Genomic DNA, 18,385 nt, shown 5'->3' on the forward strand with positions numbered 1-18,385 from the left:
TACATCCTTAACTTTTTAATTCAATCCATGAACTTCGAGGGCAAGCCCCTAATAGGCGTCGTCCACCTAAGGCCCCTCCCAGGATCCCCAAGGTTCTCAGGGGATCTTGGGGATGTTATTGAGAACGCCACAAGGGATGCAAGGGCGTACGAAGAGGCTGGCTTTGATGCAGTAATAGTTGAGAACTTTGGAGACTACCCATTTGCCAAGGAGGTTGGAAAGGAGACAGTTGCTTCCTTTGCTGTTGTTGCTAAAGAGGTTCGCAGGGAGGTGTCTATACCAATAGGCATAAACGTGCTGAGGAATGATTGCGTAGCTGCCTATGGAATAGCGTACTCTGTGAAGGCTGAGTTCATAAGGGTGAACGTTCTCACAGGGGTAGCCTTTACCGATCAGGGGATAATAGAGGGTTGTGCTAGGGATCTTGCTCTTATGAGAAGGCTACTTCCTGGGGTCAAAGTTTTTGCCGACGTTCATGTTAAGCATGCGGTTCACTTCTCTCGGCTAGAGGATGCAGTCCTTGATACCGTGGAGAGGGGAGGAGCAGATGCCGTAATAGTAAGCGGTTCTAGAACCGGAAGTGAAGTCAGCTTGAAGGATCTCAAAACTGTCAAAAAAGTAAGTGGGGTTCCAGTTATAGTTGGTTCTGGTGTCAATCCTCAAAATTTACCTTTACTTGCTAAATTTGCGGACGGATTCATAGTTGGGACTTGGGTTAAGGAAGGTGGAAGTACCGAGAACCCAGTTTCCGTTGAAAGGGCAAAGGCTTTAGTGAGGGTAAGGAACGATATCTTACAAAGGATAAAATGATGGAGGGTCTAGAATGGGTAAGTACTTCGGAACTAGTGGAATAAGAGAGGTTGTTAATGAAAAGCTAACCCCCGAGCTTGCTCTAAGGGTTGGTCTTGCTCTAGGAACTTACCTTGAGGAAGGAACCGTCGTTATTGGAGTGGATACGAGGACAAGTAGCGAAATGCTAAAAAATGCCGTTATAAGTGGTCTTCTCGCTACTGGAATTAACGTGATTGATATAGGTCTTGCTCCAACGCCCCTTACGGGCTTCGCAATTAAGCTTTACGAGGCGGATGCAGGGGTAACGATAACGGCAAGCCACAATCCCCCAGAGTACAATGGAATCAAAGTCTGGGACAGGAATGGAATGGCCTACACTCCAGATAAGGAAAAGAAGCTTGAGGAAATAATGGACTCTGACAAGTTTAAGAGGGTTCCGTGGAATGAGATTGGAAGGCTGACAAAAGAAGATCCGAGAGATGAGTACATAGAGGAGGTTCTAAAAACAATAAAACTTGAAGATTCTTACACCGTTGTTGTTGATACAGGCAACGGAGCTGGTTCAATCTTAAGCCCTTACCTCCAGAGAGAGCTCGGGAACAGGGTTATAAGCCTGAATTCTCATCCAAGCGGGTTCTTTGTTAGGGAGCTCGAGCCAAACGCGAAGAGCCTTGAGATGCTGGCTAAAACTGTTAAAGCTATGAACGCGGATGTAGGAATAGCTCACGATGGTGATGCCGATAGAATTGGAGTTGTGGATGACACCGGAAGGTTCGTTGAGTACGAGGTTATGCTCTCCCTCATTGCAGGCTACATGCTCAGGAAGTACGGGGAAGGAGTTGTAGTAACAACCGTGGATGCAGGCTTCGCTTTGGATGATTACGTTAGGGATCTCGGCGGAAAAGTAGTTAGAACCAAGGTTGGTGATGTCGCAGTCGCTGAAGAGCTGGCGAGGCATGGAGGCGTCTTCGGCGGAGAGCCAAGTGGAACGTGGATAATGCCTCAGTGGAACTTAACGCCAGACGGAATTTTTGCTGGGGCCCTCGTTCTTGAGATGGTAGACAGACTTGGCCCAATAAGCGAGCTCGCAAAGGAGGTGCCAAGGTACGTAACGCTAAGGGCAAAGATACCCTGTCCGAACGAGCTGAAGAGGAAAGCCATGGAAATAATAGCGAAGAAGGCTTTGGAGAGCTTTGAGTACAAGAGGCTGATAGATATCGACGGCGTGAGAATAGAAAACGAGGAGTGGTGGGTCCTGTTTAGACCGAGTGGAACTGAGCCGATAATGAGGATAACCTTAGAGGCCCACACCCAGGAGAATGCCAAAGAGCTAATGGAGAAGGCAGAGAGGCTCGTTAGGGAAGCAATAAGAGAGGCCCAGGAATGAACTATGTAGTTTACTTTTTTCTTTTGAGAGCCTCGCCCTTTAGGGCGGGGATGCAGGGATTGAGGGTTCAGCTCTTTTAGACCGAAAACCCTTTTTAAACAATAACGTAATAAGGCCTCGGAGAGGTTATCAAAGCCGATGAGATGAGGGGTTTTCACTCGTGTCCCTCCCCGTTGGGATGCTGGTAGGCGTCCTCTCAAAAACCACTCCTAGGCGGTTTAAACTCTTGGAGTGGCCTCTTGGCGATAACCCCGAGCCGTTTTGCGGTAGGGGTAACTGCTAATAGTGGGCCCACAAATCAATTAAAAACCCTAAAGGGCTGGGTCATGACGCCCAAGAGGCCCTTAAGGGCGGGGAGGAGGTCAGCTCCTTAGTTCCTATTTTTGGCAAACTTGGCCTTAAAACTATCTCCATAGATATATTGAATGTCGCCTTGGTAGTATTACCTGCTTGAACTTATTCTAAAGGGAGACATCAACGCAAAAACTGCTTCGATAATTGCCGGGATACTTCTTCTGCTTTAGCCTTCCCCGTCTTAACGCCAAAGAACGTTAAAAGCAATAGGGAGTTTCTCTGAAGGACGCCCGGATTGTTATGGGACACCAACAAATACGCCCCTCCATATACAAGACCAAGAACCCAGTACGTTGAGGGGGAAAGTGTTAACGATAGAATTTTTGAGAGGATTGTTAAGCTGGTGAGAATTGAGATCTCAACGACCATAAGCACCGTGGCAAGTACCCCCAATCCACGCATAAGGGGGTCTTCTCCATGGCTTTTAAGAACCCTCACATCATGCAGGGTGTATATGATGTCCCTTGCAAATCCTACCCCACTATTAAATCCTAAAAACGCGAAGATCCCACTAATCGTCCCTCCAACTTTTATAGCAAGCACAACTGAGAGAAAGTATCTAAGGAAGGTAAGAAACCTTTCCAAGTTTTTTCTTTTGTTATCTGGTAGCTCTACTGTTACCCTCAGAGGAATCGCAAAGATCCTAGCTACGAGCCTGAAAGACGAGATAATGAACTTTATGATGTACAGGAAAAGCAGCAAGAGGATTATAAGTATGCTCCTCATCATGATCTCACCCTCAGCCTTGGTCCAGCATCATCATCTTTCAGCAGTGCAAGGGTTCATCATCCTCGAAAATTCCTTAAATACATAACCCTTTATGAAGCTGGTGGTGAGTATGGACATCGAGGATAGGATAAACTTAGTGCTGAAGAAGCCCACCGAAGAGGTTTTGACCGTTGAGAATTTAAGGTACCTGTTTGAAGTTGGTGCTCCCCTTCAGCACTACATTGGATTTGAGATAAGCGGTTACATTCATCTCGGAACTGGACTGATGGCTGGGGCTAAAATAGCTGACTTCCAAAAAGCTGGAATAAAAACAAGAGTATTCCTTGCTGATTGGCATAGTTGGATAAATGACAAACTTGGTGGAGACCTTGAGACGATCCAAGAGGTTGCGTTGAAATACTTCAAGGTCGGAATGGAAAGGAGCATTGAGGTTATGGGTGGGGATCCAAAGAGGGTGGAGTTCGTTTTAGCCAGCGAGATACTTGAAAATGGGGACTACTGGCAGACTGTAATTGACATATCCAAGAACGTCACCTTGAGCAGGGTTATGCGTTCGATTACGATAATGGGCAGACAGATGGGTGAAGCTATAGACTTCGCCAAACTGATTTACCCAATGATGCAGGTTGCCGACATATTCTACCAAGGGGTTACGATTGTCCACGCAGGGATGGATCAGAGAAAGGCTCACGTCATAGCCATTGAGGTTGCTCAAAAGCTGAGGTATCACCCGATAGTCCACAACGGAGAGAAGCTCAAGCCCGTTGCAGTTCACCACCACTTACTCCTTGGACTGCAGGAGCCGCCAAAGTGGCCCATTGAGAGTGAAGAGGAGTTCAAGGAGATAAAAGCTCAGATGAAGATGAGTAAGAGCAAGCCTTATTCAGCAGTATTCATCCACGATAGCCCTGAGGAAATCAAGCAGAAGCTTAGAAAGGCTTTCTGTCCCGCGAGGGAAGTTAGATATAACCCAGTCCTTGACTGGGCCGAGCACATAATCTTCCGTGAGGAGCCTACGGAGTTTACTGTGCATAGACCCGCGAAGTTTGGAGGAGATGTAACTTACACGACCTTCGAGGAGCTCAAGAGGGACTTCGCCGAGGGCAAGCTACATCCACTCGACTTAAAGAATGCCGTTGCTGAGTACCTCATAGACTTGCTTGAACCCGTGAGAAGGTACTTCGAGAAGCATCCAGAACCCTTGGAGCTGATGCAACAGATAAAAATTACTCGTTGATAAGCTCTATGTACAGCCTTGGCTCAACATCTTCCTCTTTTAATCCAAGTTTTTTGGCAACCTCCCATATCTTCCTCTTTGCCTTTTTGGGATCTTTGGCAATTACTTCAATGTCCAAGAAATCCCCAGCCTTTTCAACCCTATTCAGTTCAAAAGTTACATCGCCCAACTTGTAGATCCACCTCTTCTTCTTTATTACTGCTTCAATTTCATACCCAAGCTCTTTGAACATTTCTACAGCTTTTTGGAAATCATCTATCTTGAATTCGATTTCATAGAACTCTTCATTCCTCTCATCCTTAATTTCCTTATATGTTATGTAGTATTCGCCAAGGTTGTGGATGGCCCTAACTCGGAGAAGTTTTGGCCTAGGGACTTTAAAGTATATATCTTCCTGCTCCTCAAAATGGGAAAAGTAACCACCGAGGGCCTCAATCTTTTTTCTGATTTCATCGAAGTTTACCCTGAATTTAATCTCAATTTCCATTCTTAAACCTCCGCAAGGAAGCCAGCTATATCGTCACCCTTCCTTATCTCTGAAACTGGAAGAACTACAACGTTCCTTAAGGTAGGGATGCTCTTTATGTTGTCTTCTATAAAGTTCATCAATTCCTCCTTATCGTTCTTACCAACAAGAGCTATTATCTTATCTGCACCGCTTTTTGCTACGAAGAGAACTCCAGGAAGAGCGGATAATGTCTTCGTTATATATTCAACGTACCTCTCCAAGAAATCCTCAATTATTGGCCTTCCCACCTCAAGTATTATGAATGCCAAGTACTTGGGCTTTAAGGGCTCACCCAGGATTATTGTATATTTATTAATAATCCCCCTTTCCTGCAACTTTTTAATTCTGAAGTGAACAGTCGACTCCGGTTTCCCTATTTTATTACTGATCTCCGCTATTGTAAGCCTCGCATCTGACTTTAGTAACCTTAATATTGCTCTGTCAAGGTCATCAAGCTGAGTATTTGGCATTTTCAACCCCCCATCTTGGATAGAGATTATGATCAATCCCCAATATGTCGAGGATTTTCCCAATTATAAACCTTACTATGTCGTCTAGTGTTTGGGGTTTTATGTAAAATGCTGGGGATGCTGGCATGACTATTGCCCCAGCTTGGGCAACCTTTAACATATTTTGGATATGCACCAAGCTTAAAGGGGTCTCCCTTATAAGGAGAACAAGCTTTCGTCTCTCCTTAAGGGCAACGTCAGCTGCCCTAGTAATTAAGTTGTCAGAATATCCATTGGCTATCGCGGAGAGTGTTTTCATTGAGCAAGGTGCTATAACCATTGCATCGAATTTGTTTGAGCCAGAGGCTATAGGTGCGAATAGGTCATCCTCTTTATAGTCAGGTTCTATATTGATCCCAGTTTCAAATTTAGCGACTTTAATTCCGGTCTCTGAAGCTAAGAGGATAACCTCATGGCCCATCGATTTTAGTATCTTGTATAACTCCACGCCATAAATAGCCCCGCTTGCTCCAGTTATCGCAACTATTATCCTCACACTCTCCACCCTGTTTAAATTTAGTAAACCCTTATAAAGCTGCACTGAAGAGTACTCACTGGTGCAACAAGTGGAAATTTACAGTATTCTTTTGGGAAAGGCAAAGGAGCTCGCTAAGGAAATAAATGCTAAGGCAATTGTCTTAGTTTATCCTCCTACTGAAGAGGTTAGCGTTGAGTTTGAGGGGCCAGTAATAATAGTTGGAAGGGAATTTGATATAGAGAGTGAATATGTAAAGAAACTTCCCCTCCCCCTTTCTATAGGGTTAAATAACCTCCTAAACCTCGTTGCGGCATTCTTAAAGGGGCAGGGGATTATAGAAAAGGGGGAGTGGTTTGTGTACGTAACAGAAGATTCAATTGGCATTAAGAGGGTTGAGGAGAGGAGCATAGTTAGTAATGAGCTTTTCGATAGGTACGAGGGGATAGTCCAGAGGACTTTGGAGATAGCAATTGAGCTCAGCATAGAGGGGAGAGAAGGAAAGCCCGTTGGCACAATCTTCGTTATAGGCGATACGAGGGAGGTAATGAAGCACTCACACCAAATAGTCCCAAACCCCTTCAAGGGGCATAACCTAAATATATTAGACCCAAAGGTCAAGCCAATAATAAAGGAGTTCTCTTTCCTAGATGGTGCTTTCATAATAACTTCAAAGGGGAGAATATTGGCCGCGGGCAGGTACTTAGATGTTGACCCCAAGAGCCTTGAAGTAACGCTTCCCCAGGGATTAGGGAGTAGGCACTTAGCCTCTGCGGCTATTACAAAAGTTACCAAGGCAATAGCAATAACCCTCTCCGAGAGCGGCACCGTTAGGGTGTTTAAGGATGGACAGATAGTTCTTGAGTACAATCCAAGGTTATCCCCGAGATCCCTTTAGCCTTTCCACTAGCTCCCTATTCTCCCTTCTAAGCCTATCCCTTTCCTCCATCATAAGTTCTTTGTCTAGTAACGCCTTCTCGTAGAACCTCTTTAATCTTTCCAGATCTTTTTCAATCTCCTTCAGCTTCTCCTCCAGCTTTGCCTTCTTACTCAGCAGAAACTCCTCATACTCAGCCAATAGGGTTTCCTCAACTTTTTCGATATTCTCCTTGAGTATCCGTTCCAAATCAAGCTTCTTCAGCTTCTTCCACTCTTCCCTAGGCAACACTATAAGAACTTCCCCATGTACTCCGTTGGAATCGGGCACAGGATTATTCCTCTCCCCCATAGGCAGTCACCGCAGCTCGGTGAGTTGCTCCAGCAATCCTGCTTTGTATCTAAAACAAAGGAACAGGAAGTATTTAGCGGACAATCTACGCACGATGGATAAGCTGAAGCTTTAACTACAAACCTGAACCACACAAAGTCCCTGCTCATCCATATATCCTTTAGGCTCTTATCTTTAACGTTTCCAAAGGAGTGCGCTATAACTTTCTTCTCCCTTCCAAATATGACCTCTGGATAAGTGTGGAGGAAACGATAGCAGGGAAAAACCTCTCCATCCCATCTAATAACCGCAACGTTGTTCTCAACGAACTCACAGTACCTCTCGGTTCTCAGCTTAAACTCGGCTATCTTCATGAAGGGCCCTCCTCCTGCTATCCTCTGGAGCTCCTTAACTATGGGATCCATGTCAACGCTACCATCGTAAGCTATCAGCTTTGCTTGCTCTTTTGTCATTGGAAGCAGGTTAGAGATGAGCATTGAATCAACACCGAGCTTTCTGAGGTAAAGAGCCATCTTGGGTAATTGCTTATAGTTCTCCTTTGTCACAACCACCTCAACACCAATGACTGGTTTCTCCGTCTTGTACTTCTCTTTCAGCCTTACAAGAGTTTTTATCCTGTTCTCTACCACCTTTGAGGTAACGTGGCCGAGCCTTATCATGTCAGATGCCGTTGGTATGGCATCCATGGAGAAGTACACCATATCAACGCCGAGCTTTACAAACTCCTCAAGGATACTTTCAGTCAGGAGAACCCCATTTGAGCTCATTCCAAGGGCAAAACCCCTTCTCTTCACCTCCCTAACCATATCCATGAATTTTGGATGAACTGCCGGTTCTCCAATTCCCCCAAAATACACCATCTTCAGGTCAGGGAACTCTTCGGCATCATCAAGGATCTTCAAAAAGAGATCCCAGTCCATATCTCCCTCTTCATCCTCCCAGTACTGCTTGAAGCACATCTCACACTTAAGGTTGCAACGGTTCGTTATCTCGAGGTATAAGTACTTGAGATCGGGCTTTGGCTCTATCGAAACTTCAGCACCCCAAAGATGAAACTTCATTTTAACCCCCTCCAGCCGGTGGGAATATGCTTACTATATCTCCCTCCTTTAAAGGCGTTTCTAGGCCTTGGAGATGCTCAATGTTGTGGCCGTTTACCAAGATAATGTACCCCGCCTCAAGCTCTTCCTTAACCTTTGGGTACTTAGCGTAGATTTTCTCAAGAAGTTCCTTTACGGTTGAAGCTTCTTCCTCAAACATCCTTCTTCCTATAATTTCTATGAGGGTGGCAAAGACCTTGACCGTGACCTTGGGCATTCTTCAACCCCCTCCAATATTGTAAGCAAGTTCTTTATATACTCTCACACGAAATATTTTTGGGTGGTCAAATGCTTCTGGAGGCTCCGGTTTACAAGGAGATTTTCGGTGCTGTAACAATTTATGAGCTACAAAAAGTTATAAAGATGGATACCGAAACCGAGGAAGTTCCCATTTACACGATAACTAACCTCCCTCGAGATAAGATTTACGAGACCCTGGGAAAAATGGCAGTGATAGTGCCAATGAAGAACGAGAAGCTTCACTTGGTAGATGGCGTTCTTAAGGCAATCCCACACAAGTGTCCAATAATAATAGTCTCAAACAGCAAGAGGGAAGGACCTAACAGGTACAAGATGGAAGTTGACTTGGTGAGGCACTTCTACAACTTAACTCACTCTAAAGTTATAATGGTTCATCAGAAGGATCCTGGACTCGCCAAGGCATTCAAGGAAGTTGGCTACACAGATATTCTTGACAACAGTGGGAACATAAGAAATGGAAAGGGAGAAGGCATGTTGATTGGAATACTCCTCGCCAAGGTGATTGGAGCCGAGTACGTTGGATTTGTTGATGCAGACAACTACATCCCAGGCTCTGTAAACGAGTACGTAAAAGATTATGCAGCGGGATTTCTCATGAGTGAGAGCGATTACACAATGGTAAGGCTTCACTGGAGGCACAAGCCTAAAGTCACAAAGGGAACTCTGTACTTCAAGAAGTGGGGAAGGGTCAGCGAAATCACAAACCACTATTTAAACATGCTCATAAGCGAGCAGACAGCATTTGAAACAACGATAATGGTAACAGGGAACGCGGGAGAGCATGCGATGACTATGAAGTTAGCCGAGATAATGCCCTTCTCTACGGGCTATTCAATAGAACCCTACGAAATAGTCTACCTTCTAGAGAGATTCGGGAAGTGGGAAGAGGTCGAGGAGTTCAAGGACGTCTTCGATCAAGGAATAGAGATATTCCAAATTGAAACGTTGAACCCCCACTTCCATGAGGATAAGGGCCAGGAGCACGTCAAGGAGATGATCCTGCTAAGCTTGGCAACAATCTATCACTCAAAGCTGGCTTCAAATACTTTAAAGAAGAGAATCCTCGCGGACTTGGTGGAGCACGGCATAATTAAGAGGGGCGAAGAGCCCCCAAAGCCCATAATTATGAGGCCAATTAAGGATATTCCGATAAAGGAGTGGTTTGAGATAGCTGAGGACAACGCAGAAACCCTGCTGAGGTTTGAGGTATGATCAGGGTTATATTCTTTGACTTGGATAAAACCCTACTCCCAGAGTACGATCCTGAGCCGGCCAAACCAGTAATAAAGGAGCTCAAGAGGAGGGGCTATGAAATAATCTTCAACTCATCAAAGACGAGGGCAGAGCAAGAGTACTATAGGGAGCACCTTAAGGTGGGAACACCCTTCATAGTGGAAAACGGGAGTGCAATTTACATTCCAAAGGGCTACTTCCCATTTTCAATCCAGGGCAGGGAGACCAGGGAATACATAGTTGTTGAGCTCGGAGTTGGGGTTGAGGAAATAAGGAAGGAGCTAAAGGCCCTAGAGACGTCCTACGGCCTCAAATATTATGCAAACTCTACAAAGGAAGAAATTGCAGAGTTCACGAAGATGCCCCTTGATCTGGTTCCCTTAGCAATGGAAAGGGAGTACAGCGAAACGATATTCACTTGGAGCAGGGACGGCTGGCAGGACATTCTCAAGGGGAGAGGGTTTAACGTTACGATGGGAAGCAGGTTTTATGCCGTCCACGGGCACTCTGATAAAGGGAAGGCGGCTAAAATTCTCCTAGACTTATATAGGAGGCTCGATCAGGTTAAGAGCTATGCCGTTGGTGACGGTTACAATGACTTCCCCATGTTCGATGTCGTTGATGAGGCCTTTCTCATAGGGAAGTTGAGGCATGAAAATGCAAAAAATGTCTCCTCGATAGAGGAAGTTTTGGAGGTGATAGAATGAAAACCCTGATATTAGCTGGGGGTAAAGGAACGAGGCTCTGGCCCTTAAGCAGAGAGATGATGCCCAAGCAGTTCATAAAGTTCTTCAACGAGAAGTCCCTATTCCAGAAAACCATGGAGAGGGCTTTACTATTCTCAAAGCCGAAAGAGATATTCATAGTGACAAATAGGGAGTACAGGTTTAGGGTTCTCGATGATCTTGATGAACTGGGAGTTAAGGTTCCTGAGGAAAACGTCCTCCTTGAGCCAGTTGGAAAGAACACGCTACCCGCGATATACTGGGGCCTTAAAGTCATAGATGAAAACTATGGCGACTCCATAGTTGCCGTCCTTCCAAGCGATCACGCGATTGAGGTTAATGACAACTACATCGAAGCCTTCAAGAAGGCAGAAAAGCTCGCGGAGAAGTACCTCGTCACCTTTGGAATAAAGCCAACCAAACCCCACACAGGCTACGGTTACATAAAGCCGGGGGAGAAGATAGAGGTAGAGGGGAAGTTCCTGGGGTACTTAGTTGATGAGTTCAAGGAGAAGCCAGACCTTGAAACAGCGAAGAGGTACGTCGAGAGCGGCTACTACTGGAACAGCGGAATGTTCATGTTCAGAACATCCGTTTTCATGGAGGAAGCTAGAAGGCATGCCCCCGAAGTTGTTAGAGCGTTTGAGGATGGAAAGAACATAGAGGAAATATATGAGCTCGCCCCAGAGATAAGCGTTGACTACGGAGTAATGGAGAAGACTGACAAAGCAGCTGTAGTTCCACTGAACACCTACTGGAACGACCTTGGAAGCTTCGATGCGGTCTATGAAGCTTTAGAAAAGGATGAAAGCGGGAACGCGGTAAAGGTCAGGGGCTTCAAGGCCAAGTACATAAACGTTGATTCAAGGAACAATCTAATCCTCACGGAGAGGCTTACCGCTACGGTTGGAGTTGAAGACCTAGTAATAATAGATACTGGAGATGCCCTGCTCGTCGCGAAGAAGGGAGAGACCCAGAAGGTGAAGGAAGTATACAAGAGGCTTAAAGAGCAGAAAGATGAGAGGGCGGTAGTTCATAGAACCGCCTATAGGCCCTGGGGTAGCTATACAGTTCTAGAGGAGGGAGAGAGGTACAAGATAAAGAGGATAACAGTTCTCCCAGGGAAGAAGCTCTCCCTCCAGATGCACTACCACAGGAGCGAGCACTGGGTGGTCGTTAGGGGAACCGCTAAGGTTCGGGTCGGGGACAAGGAGTTCATCTTGAGGCCAGGGGAGAGCACCTTCATCCCTGCAGGTGTAGTTCACAGGCTCGAGAACCCAGGAAAGGTAATTCTGGAAGTCATAGAAACTCAGATCGGAGAGTACTTAGAAGAGGACGACATAGTCAGGCTACAAGACGATTACGGAAGGGAATAACCTTTTAACTTTTCTTTACTATTCACCGAGGGTGATAAAATGGGGAAGCTCTTTGGAACGTTCGGAGTTAGGGGCATCGCCAACGAGAAGATAACCCCAGAGTTCGCCCTGAAGATAGGGATGGCCTTCGGAACGATGCTGAAGAGGGAGGGCAGGAAAAAACCATTAGTTGTCGTTGGCAGGGACACGAGGGTAAGTGGAGAGATGCTCAAGAACGCGCTGATAAGCGGACTTCTGAGCGTTGGTTGTGATGTTATCGACGTAGGCATCGCTCCAACCCCAGCGGTTCAGTGGGCAACCAAGCACTTCAACGCCGATGGAGGGGCAGTAATTACAGCCTCCCACAATCCTCCAGAGTACAACGGAATAAAGCTCCTCGAACCTAACGGAATGGGACTAAAGAAGGAGAGAGAGGCAGTAGTTGAGGAGCTCTTCTTTAAGGAAGACTTCGACAGGGCAAAGTGGTGGGAGATAGGTGAGGTCAGGAGGGAGGATATAATCAAGGACTACATTGAGGCGATAAAGAGCAAGGTTGATGTTGAGGCGATAAAGAATAGGAGGCCTTTCGTAGTAGTTGACACTTCAAACGGTGCCGGCTCCCTGACTTTGCCGTACCTCTTGAGGGAGCTCGGCTGTAAGGTGGTTTCAGTTAACGCTCATCCCGACGGCCACTTCCCCGCGAGGAATCCCGAGCCAAACGAAGAGAACCTGAAGGGCTTCATGGAGATAGTTAAAGCCCTAGGGGCGGACTTTGGAGTAGCCCAGGACGGTGACGCCGATAGGGCGGTGTTCATAGATGAGAACGGCAGGTTCATTCAGGGTGACAAGACTTTCGCCCTCGTAGCTGATGCAGTGCTCAGGGAGAACGGTGGCGGTTTGCTGGTTACAACGGTTGCAACTTCAAACCTCTTGGATGACATAGCTAAGAGGAACAATGCTAGGGTAATGAGAACTAAGGTTGGCGATCTTGTAGTTGCTAGAGCACTCCTAGAGAACAACGGAACGATAGGCGGTGAGGAGAACGGCGGGGTGATATTCCCCGACCACGTCCTGGGAAGAGACGGTGCAATGACGGTAGCTAAGATAGTTGAGATATTCGCGAAGAGCGGAAAGAAGTTCAGCGAGCTAATAGATGAGCTTCCCAAGTACTACCAGATAAAGACGAAGAGGCACGTTGAGGGAGACAGATATGAGATAGTCAATAAAGTTGCGGAGATGGCGAGGGAAAAAGGTTATACAGTGGATACAACGGATGGTGCGAAGGTAATATTCGATGACGGCTGGGTTCTGGTTAGGGCGAGTGGAACTGAGCCAATAATAAGGATATTCAGTGAGGCAAAAAGCGAAGAAAAGGCCAAAGAGTACTTAGAATTGGGATTGAGTTTGCTTGAGAAGGTTATTGGATGATTTCCTTTTTCCTAATATATTTTTGCTCTAAGTGGAATAAAGGGAAAAAGGAGCATAAAGACAGAATTTCCCCTGGGGAATATTAGACTTGATGTCTACGTTAGTTCCCAAAATCTCGCAGTAGAAGTTGAAACCCTATATGGAGAGCTAGTGCTCCTGTTAAAGCTGAGACAGGACGTTGAAACAAGGCTTGAATATAGACTTAGGTTGTGGATAGTTATTCCTCCCTCCTCAGCAATGATATTGAAGAAAGAGCTAGTTGAATTTGCAAAATACGTGAAGGAACGATACGGAGATAGAGTTAAGGTTTTCACAATTGACATAGACAGGAAAGAGCTAATTCCTATACTCGGCAAGTCTAAGGCTAAGGAAGCCAAAAAATAGCTTAGCAAGCTCTTGACCTTAGTATAAACTTCCGTCTATTCTTCTCATTTAATTTATTGCCTTTTATGGCTTAATTTGGGTAAAACATTGATCCATTCTCTGATTTTTATATTTTGCCGTTTCTTCAGCCTTTTTATAATCTCCTCTCATGTGGGTTTATTGGTTCAAAGAACCCGGTGGTGAGCTTTTAAATAAAGGAAAGATTTTTATAGGTTGATACCCCCCGAAGTACTTCGGGGGGTATCAATGCGTAAGCCCATATTCTTCGACCAGAGACCTAGGACAACACCCGACCAGTTGTTTGGAAGGGAGGAGGATATAAGGAAATTACTAAGGGCTCTGGAAGCAGGTAGCTGGGTAGCTATTCTTGGCCCAAGAATGGTTGGGAAAACAAGTTTAGCGTTAGCTGGAGCTAATGCATTTGCTAAAAAGAACAAGTACAAAGTAGTCCTGGTCGATCTGAGAGATACTGAAACTTTTAGACAAGCCACTGAAAAGATACTTGCAAGACTTCCAAAATCGCTCTTAACGTCTCTTTCACAGTATATTTCCAGGATCTCCATTTCCACGGCTAAAGTGGGAGTCTCTGTTAAACTAAAGAGGAACAGCCCAGCTAGAAAAATCCTTTCGGATGCACTAGCCAAGCTTAACAATACTGTACTCATTCTCGATGAAGTCCAGAGCATAAATCAAGGAGTTCACTATTTTCTTAAAGTTCTTGGCTCTGTGTTTAACGAAAATCCTTCGTTAATTGTTATTTTCACTGGCTCATATTCTGGTATTGTAAAGAAAATGTTTGAGTCAACGTACAGGGAGGCCATGTTTGGACGCCCTCCAATTGATATACGACTTGCTCCTTGGAAAGAGACTACGGCGGAGGATTTTCTAAAAACGGGGTTCAAGAAGCTCAAGATAGAGTACCAAGAATGGGAGATTAGAGAAGCAATAAAGCAACTCGGCACGTTACCTGGGTGGTTGAACTTGTACGGAGTTAAAAGGTATATAGAGAAAGATCATAGAATTGCCCTAAAAACTACAATTGACAAAGCAGTTAAGAAGGCGGAAAAGGAGTTGGAAAATTTGCTAAAAGGAAGAAGCCCAAAAGCGAGGGAAGTTATCAAGTTACTGGCACTTGGAGCGTCATGGAGTGATATGGTTAGTACTGGAATTTCCGAGGATGCCTTAAGTAGGTTGCTAACTACTTTAATGGAGGGTCTTTTTATCGTTGAGAAAGACGAAGATACAGGAGTTTACTACTTTGTTGATCCTGTTTATAGGAAAGCAGCGATGAAACTCCCACTGATTCCTAAGAATATAATCTAATGCCTCGAGACAAGACAGCCAGAGAGCATAACTTGGAAATGTGATCCCACAGGTGTTAATACCAACCTTTTTCCTCTTGCTTTCTTCTTGACTAGCCTGCCTAGTTCAATTGCATCCTCATCCGTTAATTCTGAGTTCTTGAGGATTTCATCGAGTTCCTTTAGCCTTTTCATGATCTTAAAGTTCCCTCGTCGATATTATTTTGAATTTTCATTCTAGACGCCCTTTTTAAGTGCTTAAGGAAGCTAGGGAAAGCTAAATTAACTCCCTCGCATCGATCAATTTCTCCTTTTCCCTTACATGCTCTATCAGCCTTTTGTACGTCTCATGACTGCTCAAAGTGCTTGAATCTCCAATCATTATCAGCTTCCTCTTAGCCCTCGTCAGCGAGACATTTAACCTCCTCAAGTCCTTAAGAAATCCTATCTCTCCTGCTTTATTCGACCTGACAAATGATAGGATTATTACCTCCTTCTCCCTTCCCTGGTAACCGTCGACGGTCTTAACTTCTATCTCCTCGGGAACGCTCATGCTTATTAGATCCCTCTGATCATCATATGGGGTTATAACTCCAATCCATTCAGGCTTAACCCCTACCTCTAGGAGTTTCTTCACGACTTCAGTAACTATCTTGGCCTCCAAAGGATTTTCCCTGCTCTCGCTTCCCTTCCTCTGCCTCTCCCACCTGTTCTCGATCTTTGAGGTATCTATGAACACCACAACGTTCTCCGGCTTTATAACCTCGGCCCAGGGATCTTCCAGCTCATCATCAACCCCAAGATCCCTCAGCGTAATTCCCCTAACCCTCTCATCGGCCACGATTTTACCCTGATAGAACTCCCTGCTCGGGAACTCCATTATCCTCTCGTTCATCCTGTACTGAACCGTAAGCATCTCGCTCTTCCACGGGTACCTCTCAATTAATCCCTCAAACAAAGTTTTAGATAGTTCCTGGGCCTCTAAGCTAAGTATCGTGGGAGGTAGCTGTTTGTGATCCCCAGCCAAGATGAACCTCTCAACCTTATTCAGTGGGATCAAGATACTGGGGATCGTTGCCTGGGTTGCCTCGTCTATTATTGCAACATCGTAACTATCGTAATCAACAAATTCCAGTGCCGCCGATGAGTTAGTCGTCAGCACTACATCCGCCTCCCTGATTATGTCCCTCGCTATCCTCTCCTCAAGCTTCCTGGCATCTTCAAAAGCCTTCTGAACCTGCCTGTTCAGCTTTATCCACTCCGCCATCTCCCTGATGAGCCTCGCCGATAATCCCCTCGCTCCCCTCTTCCTCTCGGCGAGCTTTAGGATTTCCGAATCGCTCAAGCCCCTCCTGAACTTTGGGGTTGGTTTGATGTAAGTATCCCTCTTTTCGGCTAGACTCTGTCCTATGACCCTCAGTTCCCTGAGCTCACCGTACAGCTCGTGCTGGGTTATCAGATAAGCTAAGGTCGTCTCGTGAAGCTCCCTCGAGACCCTGCTCGGGTGGCCGACCCTAACTATCTTAACTCCCTCTTTGGCGAGCCTCTCCACTAGATTGTCAACTGCAACGTTGCTTTCGGCCGTTGCGAGAACCTTGTTACCCCTCTTAACCTCCTGCCTTATCAGCTCAACCAATGCTCTAGTCTTTCCAGTCCCGAATGGGCCGTGAATTAGGAAGAAGTCCTCACTTCCCAAAGCTTTTGATATGGCCCTCCTTTGGGCTGGATTGAGGCTCTTATCAAAGGGCTCAAATTTCACTTCCTCACTCTTTGAGGGCTCATCTAAACCTAGGTAGAACTCTAGTGCTTTTTTGCCGGCCTTCTTTATCCTGTCAAGGTTTTCAAGCCACCTTTTGAAAGTTATGTCGTTGGCGTACAGATCAAGCCTTACATCCCTTAGGGCCCACTCCGGGACGGTCTCTAAGGCAACGACAATGAACCTCTTTCCCTTCTCTACTACAGTGCCAACGAGGTCGCTCTTTAAGGGGTCCCTCCTGCTTATAACGACTAAATCTCCAACACTTATCTCGGTCTTTATCTCCCTGCTCCTCCCGTACTTGACGAGAAAGTAGCCGAGCTCCTCACCAACGATCTTCCCGTTCAGGTTGAGAATAGCCCTCCCAACTTTCTCCCTCTCAACTCCGCTTAACCTTCTCATCTCTAACCTCATGACCTCTATTTCAGCTTCTCTTTCGATTTCAACAAGCTCTTTGAGCCTGTTTATGAAGCTTATTAGGTTCATCGAAGGTCTCTCCCAGGATAAATTCATAAAGTTTTGGATTTTTATTCGAAAAGAACCAGGTTCCTTTATGGGTAAAGGCCCATCTCTCGTGAGGGTTTAAGGGGAAATGGAGTTCCCCGTAAATCGGCTCTCACGAGGAACTTAGACAGGTACATTGGGACCCGCCACTCGTGAGGCATTTGAATAGGCTGTTCTTTTTGTAGTTTCTTTTGTTGGTTGTAAATCGTGAATTTTTTGGTTTTTGAGTGTGCTTTTGTTTTGGGGCTGTTTCCGTTCGGCCCGGAGGCTGATCCGGTGGCTCCAATGTGAGCGGGAGTGCAAAGCCAACCGCACCACTTGCACTACAACTGGTAGCGGAAACGGTAGAGCTGATAGGAATTTAGTTAGCTCGCAGAATAATGGTAAGGAAAAGGTTGGTGTCTATAGGAGATAATGTTAAATACGATTGTAGTGAGATTGTAGTTGGTGGGGTTGATGGCGGAGGGTGCTGAGTACCCAATATCTGTGAGGCTCCCAGGGTATGTGGTCAAGAAGATTGACGAACTGGTAAGGAAGAAGGAGTTTAGGAGCCGCTCAGACTTCATCAAGTATGCGGTCATCCTAGCCCTGGGTCAGATAATGGTTGAAGAGGCTAGAGAGCTCGCCAAGAGTCTAACTCCTGAAGAGATAAGGAGGGAGGTTGGATAGGCTAGGAGAAGGTTGCTTGCTGGAGAGTTTGAGAACGAGGAGGAAGAGGTTAGCGGAATCCTTGAGGAAGTTGAAGAGGAGTATAGGAAGCTCAAGGATGCCAGGAAATGAAAATAGTCATGGACACTAGAATCTCCTTGTCTTTGAATTTTCTTACAGCCCTACGACCTTTGATTACCTCCAATACGTCCGTTGCTCTTTCCCCCGATGAGATTCTCAAATAAAAACAAAAACTAGGAAAAATAAAACTTCATGGGGCTACTGGGAGATTGTATTTTCTTGCTGTTCCTAGTATTCCATAGAGTCCTATACATCCAGTAATTATTGCACTTATGACTGCTATAGCCTTAATAGCTGCTGGAGCCCAATATGCTAGCCTGTTGATTATCTGATAGTGCTTATCTGCCGAAATGCCAAGCATACGTATTAGTTCGGTGGGTGAATTATGCC

The 18,385-nt window shown here is 45.7% G+C and carries 20 protein-coding genes and 1 pseudogene; 11 read left to right on the top strand and 10 right to left on the bottom strand.

Annotated features, from left to right (window positions below; all coding sequences use genetic code 11):
• Positions 1-27 precede the first annotated feature (27 nt).
• Together P8X24_RS06220 and glmM (P8X24_RS06225) are read left to right on the top strand one after the other, a co-directional pair.
• Positions 28-810 carry a BtpA/SgcQ family protein gene (locus P8X24_RS06220; protein ID WP_372914563.1) on the top strand — a complete coding sequence of 261 codons (783 nt, stop codon included), beginning with the start codon at positions 28-30 and terminating at the stop codon, positions 808-810.
• Between the two features lie 13 nt (positions 811-823).
• Positions 824-2,179 (top strand): phosphoglucosamine mutase, encoded by a 1,356-nt coding sequence (gene glmM / locus P8X24_RS06225; RefSeq protein WP_372914564.1) that lies wholly within the window; start codon positions 824-826, stop codon positions 2,177-2,179.
• 474 nt (positions 2,180-2,653) lie between these two features.
• On the opposite strand, the gene P8X24_RS06230 is transcribed toward glmM (P8X24_RS06225), so the two are convergent.
• The gene (locus P8X24_RS06230) at positions 2,654-3,262 is read right to left on the bottom strand and encodes a hypothetical protein (protein WP_372914565.1); all 609 of its coding nucleotides are present in this window, start codon (positions 3,260-3,262) and stop codon (positions 2,654-2,656) included.
• Positions 3,263-3,371: 109 nt separating this feature from the next.
• On the opposite strand from P8X24_RS06230, the gene P8X24_RS06235 reads away from it, so the two are divergent.
• Positions 3,372-4,499 carry a tyrosine--tRNA ligase gene (locus P8X24_RS06235; protein ID WP_372914566.1) on the top strand — a complete coding sequence of 376 codons (1,128 nt, stop codon included), beginning with the start codon at positions 3,372-3,374 and terminating at the stop codon, positions 4,497-4,499.
• Here the strand turns inward: P8X24_RS06235 and cyaB are convergent.
• Genes cyaB through P8X24_RS06250 form a run of 3 tightly spaced genes read right to left on the bottom strand, consistent with a single transcriptional unit; the run spans position 4,489 to position 6,012 of the window.
• Positions 4,489-4,986, bottom strand: a complete 498-nt coding sequence (cyaB, locus tag P8X24_RS06240) for a class IV adenylate cyclase (RefSeq protein ID WP_372914567.1) — start codon at positions 4,984-4,986, stop codon at positions 4,489-4,491. The genes P8X24_RS06235 and cyaB overlap by 11 nt on opposite strands.
• 2 nt (positions 4,987-4,988) lie before the next feature.
• Positions 4,989-5,477, bottom strand: a complete 489-nt coding sequence (locus P8X24_RS06245) for an Lrp/AsnC family transcriptional regulator (protein ID WP_372914568.1) — start codon at positions 5,475-5,477, stop codon at positions 4,989-4,991.
• Positions 5,458-6,012: a UbiX family flavin prenyltransferase gene (locus P8X24_RS06250; RefSeq protein WP_372914569.1), complete on the bottom strand. Its 555-nt coding sequence runs from the start codon at positions 6,010-6,012 to the stop codon at positions 5,458-5,460. Before P8X24_RS06250 ends, P8X24_RS06245 begins: the two co-directional genes overlap by 20 nt.
• A gap of 58 nt (positions 6,013-6,070) precedes the next feature.
• Here P8X24_RS06250 and P8X24_RS06255 point away from each other — a divergent pair, with 58 nt between their 5' ends.
• Positions 6,071-6,889 carry a DNA integrity scanning protein DisA nucleotide-binding domain protein gene (locus tag P8X24_RS06255; protein WP_372914619.1) on the top strand — a complete coding sequence of 273 codons (819 nt, stop codon included), beginning with the start codon at positions 6,071-6,073 and terminating at the stop codon, positions 6,887-6,889.
• Here P8X24_RS06255 and P8X24_RS06260 read toward each other — a convergent pair.
• Genes P8X24_RS06260 through P8X24_RS06270 form a run of 3 tightly spaced genes read right to left on the bottom strand, consistent with a single transcriptional unit; the run spans position 6,869 to position 8,536 of the window.
• Positions 6,869-7,219, bottom strand: a complete 351-nt coding sequence (locus P8X24_RS06260) for a hypothetical protein (protein WP_372914570.1) — start codon at positions 7,217-7,219, stop codon at positions 6,869-6,871. The genes P8X24_RS06255 and P8X24_RS06260 overlap by 21 nt on opposite strands.
• Complete coding sequence (locus P8X24_RS06265) at positions 7,159-8,280, bottom strand: tungsten cofactor oxidoreductase radical SAM maturase (protein WP_372914571.1); 1,122 nt, start codon at positions 8,278-8,280, stop codon at positions 7,159-7,161. Before P8X24_RS06265 ends, P8X24_RS06260 begins: the two co-directional genes overlap by 61 nt.
• 1 nt (position 8,281) lies before the next feature.
• Positions 8,282-8,536 carry a MoaD family protein gene (locus tag P8X24_RS06270; protein WP_372914572.1) on the bottom strand — a complete coding sequence of 85 codons (255 nt, stop codon included), beginning with the start codon at positions 8,534-8,536 and terminating at the stop codon, positions 8,282-8,284.
• A 71-nt stretch (positions 8,537-8,607) separates the two neighbouring features.
• Here P8X24_RS06270 and mpgS point away from each other — a divergent pair, with 71 nt between their 5' ends.
• The 6 genes from mpgS to P8X24_RS06300 all read left to right on the top strand — a co-directional run bounded on the left by mpgS (position 8,608) and on the right by P8X24_RS06300 (position 15,028).
• Positions 8,608-9,792, top strand: a complete 1,185-nt coding sequence (gene mpgS / locus P8X24_RS06275) for a mannosyl-3-phosphoglycerate synthase (protein ID WP_372914573.1) — start codon at positions 8,608-8,610, stop codon at positions 9,790-9,792.
• The gene (gene mpgP / locus P8X24_RS06280; RefSeq protein ID WP_372914574.1) at positions 9,789-10,520 is read left to right on the top strand and encodes a mannosyl-3-phosphoglycerate phosphatase; all 732 of its coding nucleotides are present in this window, start codon (positions 9,789-9,791) and stop codon (positions 10,518-10,520) included. Before mpgS ends, mpgP begins: the two co-directional genes overlap by 4 nt.
• A complete protein-coding gene (locus P8X24_RS06285) occupies positions 10,517-11,914 on the top strand; it encodes a mannose-1-phosphate guanylyltransferase/mannose-6-phosphate isomerase (RefSeq protein WP_372914575.1) in 1,398 nt (465 codons plus the stop codon). Before mpgP ends, P8X24_RS06285 begins: the two co-directional genes overlap by 4 nt.
• Positions 11,915-11,953: 39 nt before the next feature.
• Positions 11,954-13,321, top strand: a complete 1,368-nt coding sequence (glmM, locus tag P8X24_RS06290; RefSeq protein ID WP_372914576.1) for a phosphoglucosamine mutase — start codon at positions 11,954-11,956, stop codon at positions 13,319-13,321.
• A gap of 150 nt (positions 13,322-13,471) precedes the next feature.
• Complete coding sequence (locus tag P8X24_RS06295; RefSeq protein ID WP_372914577.1) at positions 13,472-13,705, top strand: hypothetical protein; 234 nt, start codon at positions 13,472-13,474, stop codon at positions 13,703-13,705.
• A gap of 246 nt (positions 13,706-13,951) precedes the next feature.
• A complete protein-coding gene (locus P8X24_RS06300; RefSeq protein WP_372914578.1) occupies positions 13,952-15,028 on the top strand; it encodes an AAA family ATPase in 1,077 nt (358 codons plus the stop codon).
• On the opposite strand, the gene P8X24_RS06305 is transcribed toward P8X24_RS06300, so the two are convergent.
• Positions 15,025-15,201, bottom strand: a complete 177-nt coding sequence (locus P8X24_RS06305; protein WP_372914579.1) for a hypothetical protein — start codon at positions 15,199-15,201, stop codon at positions 15,025-15,027. The genes P8X24_RS06300 and P8X24_RS06305 overlap by 4 nt on opposite strands.
• Positions 15,202-15,283: 82 nt before the next feature.
• A complete protein-coding gene (locus P8X24_RS06310; RefSeq protein ID WP_372914580.1) occupies positions 15,284-17,248 on the bottom strand; it encodes an IGHMBP2 family helicase in 1,965 nt (654 codons plus the stop codon).
• 474 nt (positions 17,249-17,722) lie between these two features.
• Here P8X24_RS06310 and P8X24_RS06315 point away from each other — a divergent pair, with 474 nt between their 5' ends.
• Positions 17,723-17,935 (top strand): ribbon-helix-helix domain-containing protein, encoded by a 213-nt coding sequence (locus P8X24_RS06315; protein WP_372914581.1) that lies wholly within the window; start codon positions 17,723-17,725, stop codon positions 17,933-17,935.
• Positions 17,936-18,185: 250 nt separating this feature from the next.
• Here P8X24_RS06315 and P8X24_RS06320 read toward each other — a convergent pair.
• A pseudogene (locus P8X24_RS06320) lies at positions 18,186-18,385 on the bottom strand (hypothetical protein); the annotation flags it as partial.

The organism is Pyrococcus kukulkanii (genome assembly GCF_041647995.1).
GTDB lineage: Archaea > Methanobacteriota_B > Thermococci > Thermococcales > Thermococcaceae > Pyrococcus.

Coding starts and splice junctions, on each gene's coding strand:
- P8X24_RS06260 (WP_372914570.1), bottom strand. CDS start 7,219: ATGGGGGAGAGGAATAATCCTGTGCCCGATTCCAACGGAGTACATGGG.
- P8X24_RS06220 (WP_372914563.1), top strand. CDS start 28: ATGAACTTCGAGGGCAAGCCCCTAATAGGCGTCGTCCACCTAAGGCCC.
- glmM (WP_372914576.1), top strand. CDS start 11,954: ATGGGGAAGCTCTTTGGAACGTTCGGAGTTAGGGGCATCGCCAACGAG.
- P8X24_RS06235 (WP_372914566.1), top strand. CDS start 3,372: ATGGACATCGAGGATAGGATAAACTTAGTGCTGAAGAAGCCCACCGAA.
- P8X24_RS06285 (WP_372914575.1), top strand. CDS start 10,517: ATGAAAACCCTGATATTAGCTGGGGGTAAAGGAACGAGGCTCTGGCCC.
- P8X24_RS06230 (WP_372914565.1), bottom strand. CDS start 3,262: ATGATGAGGAGCATACTTATAATCCTCTTGCTGCTTTTCCTGTACATC.
- P8X24_RS06265 (WP_372914571.1), bottom strand. CDS start 8,280: ATGAAGTTTCATCTTTGGGGTGCTGAAGTTTCGATAGAGCCAAAGCCC.
- cyaB (WP_372914567.1), bottom strand. CDS start 4,986: ATGGAAATTGAGATTAAATTCAGGGTAAACTTCGATGAAATCAGAAAA.
- glmM (WP_372914564.1), top strand. CDS start 824: ATGGGTAAGTACTTCGGAACTAGTGGAATAAGAGAGGTTGTTAATGAA.
- P8X24_RS06270 (WP_372914572.1), bottom strand. CDS start 8,536: ATGCCCAAGGTCACGGTCAAGGTCTTTGCCACCCTCATAGAAATTATA.
- P8X24_RS06305 (WP_372914579.1), bottom strand. CDS start 15,201: ATGAAAAGGCTAAAGGAACTCGATGAAATCCTCAAGAACTCAGAATTA.
- P8X24_RS06310 (WP_372914580.1), bottom strand. CDS start 17,248: ATGAACCTAATAAGCTTCATAAACAGGCTCAAAGAGCTTGTTGAAATC.
- P8X24_RS06300 (WP_372914578.1), top strand. CDS start 13,952: ATGCGTAAGCCCATATTCTTCGACCAGAGACCTAGGACAACACCCGAC.
- P8X24_RS06315 (WP_372914581.1), top strand. CDS start 17,723: ATGGCGGAGGGTGCTGAGTACCCAATATCTGTGAGGCTCCCAGGGTAT.
- mpgS (WP_372914573.1), top strand. CDS start 8,608: ATGCTTCTGGAGGCTCCGGTTTACAAGGAGATTTTCGGTGCTGTAACA.
- P8X24_RS06245 (WP_372914568.1), bottom strand. CDS start 5,477: ATGCCAAATACTCAGCTTGATGACCTTGACAGAGCAATATTAAGGTTA.
- mpgP (WP_372914574.1), top strand. CDS start 9,789: ATGATCAGGGTTATATTCTTTGACTTGGATAAAACCCTACTCCCAGAG.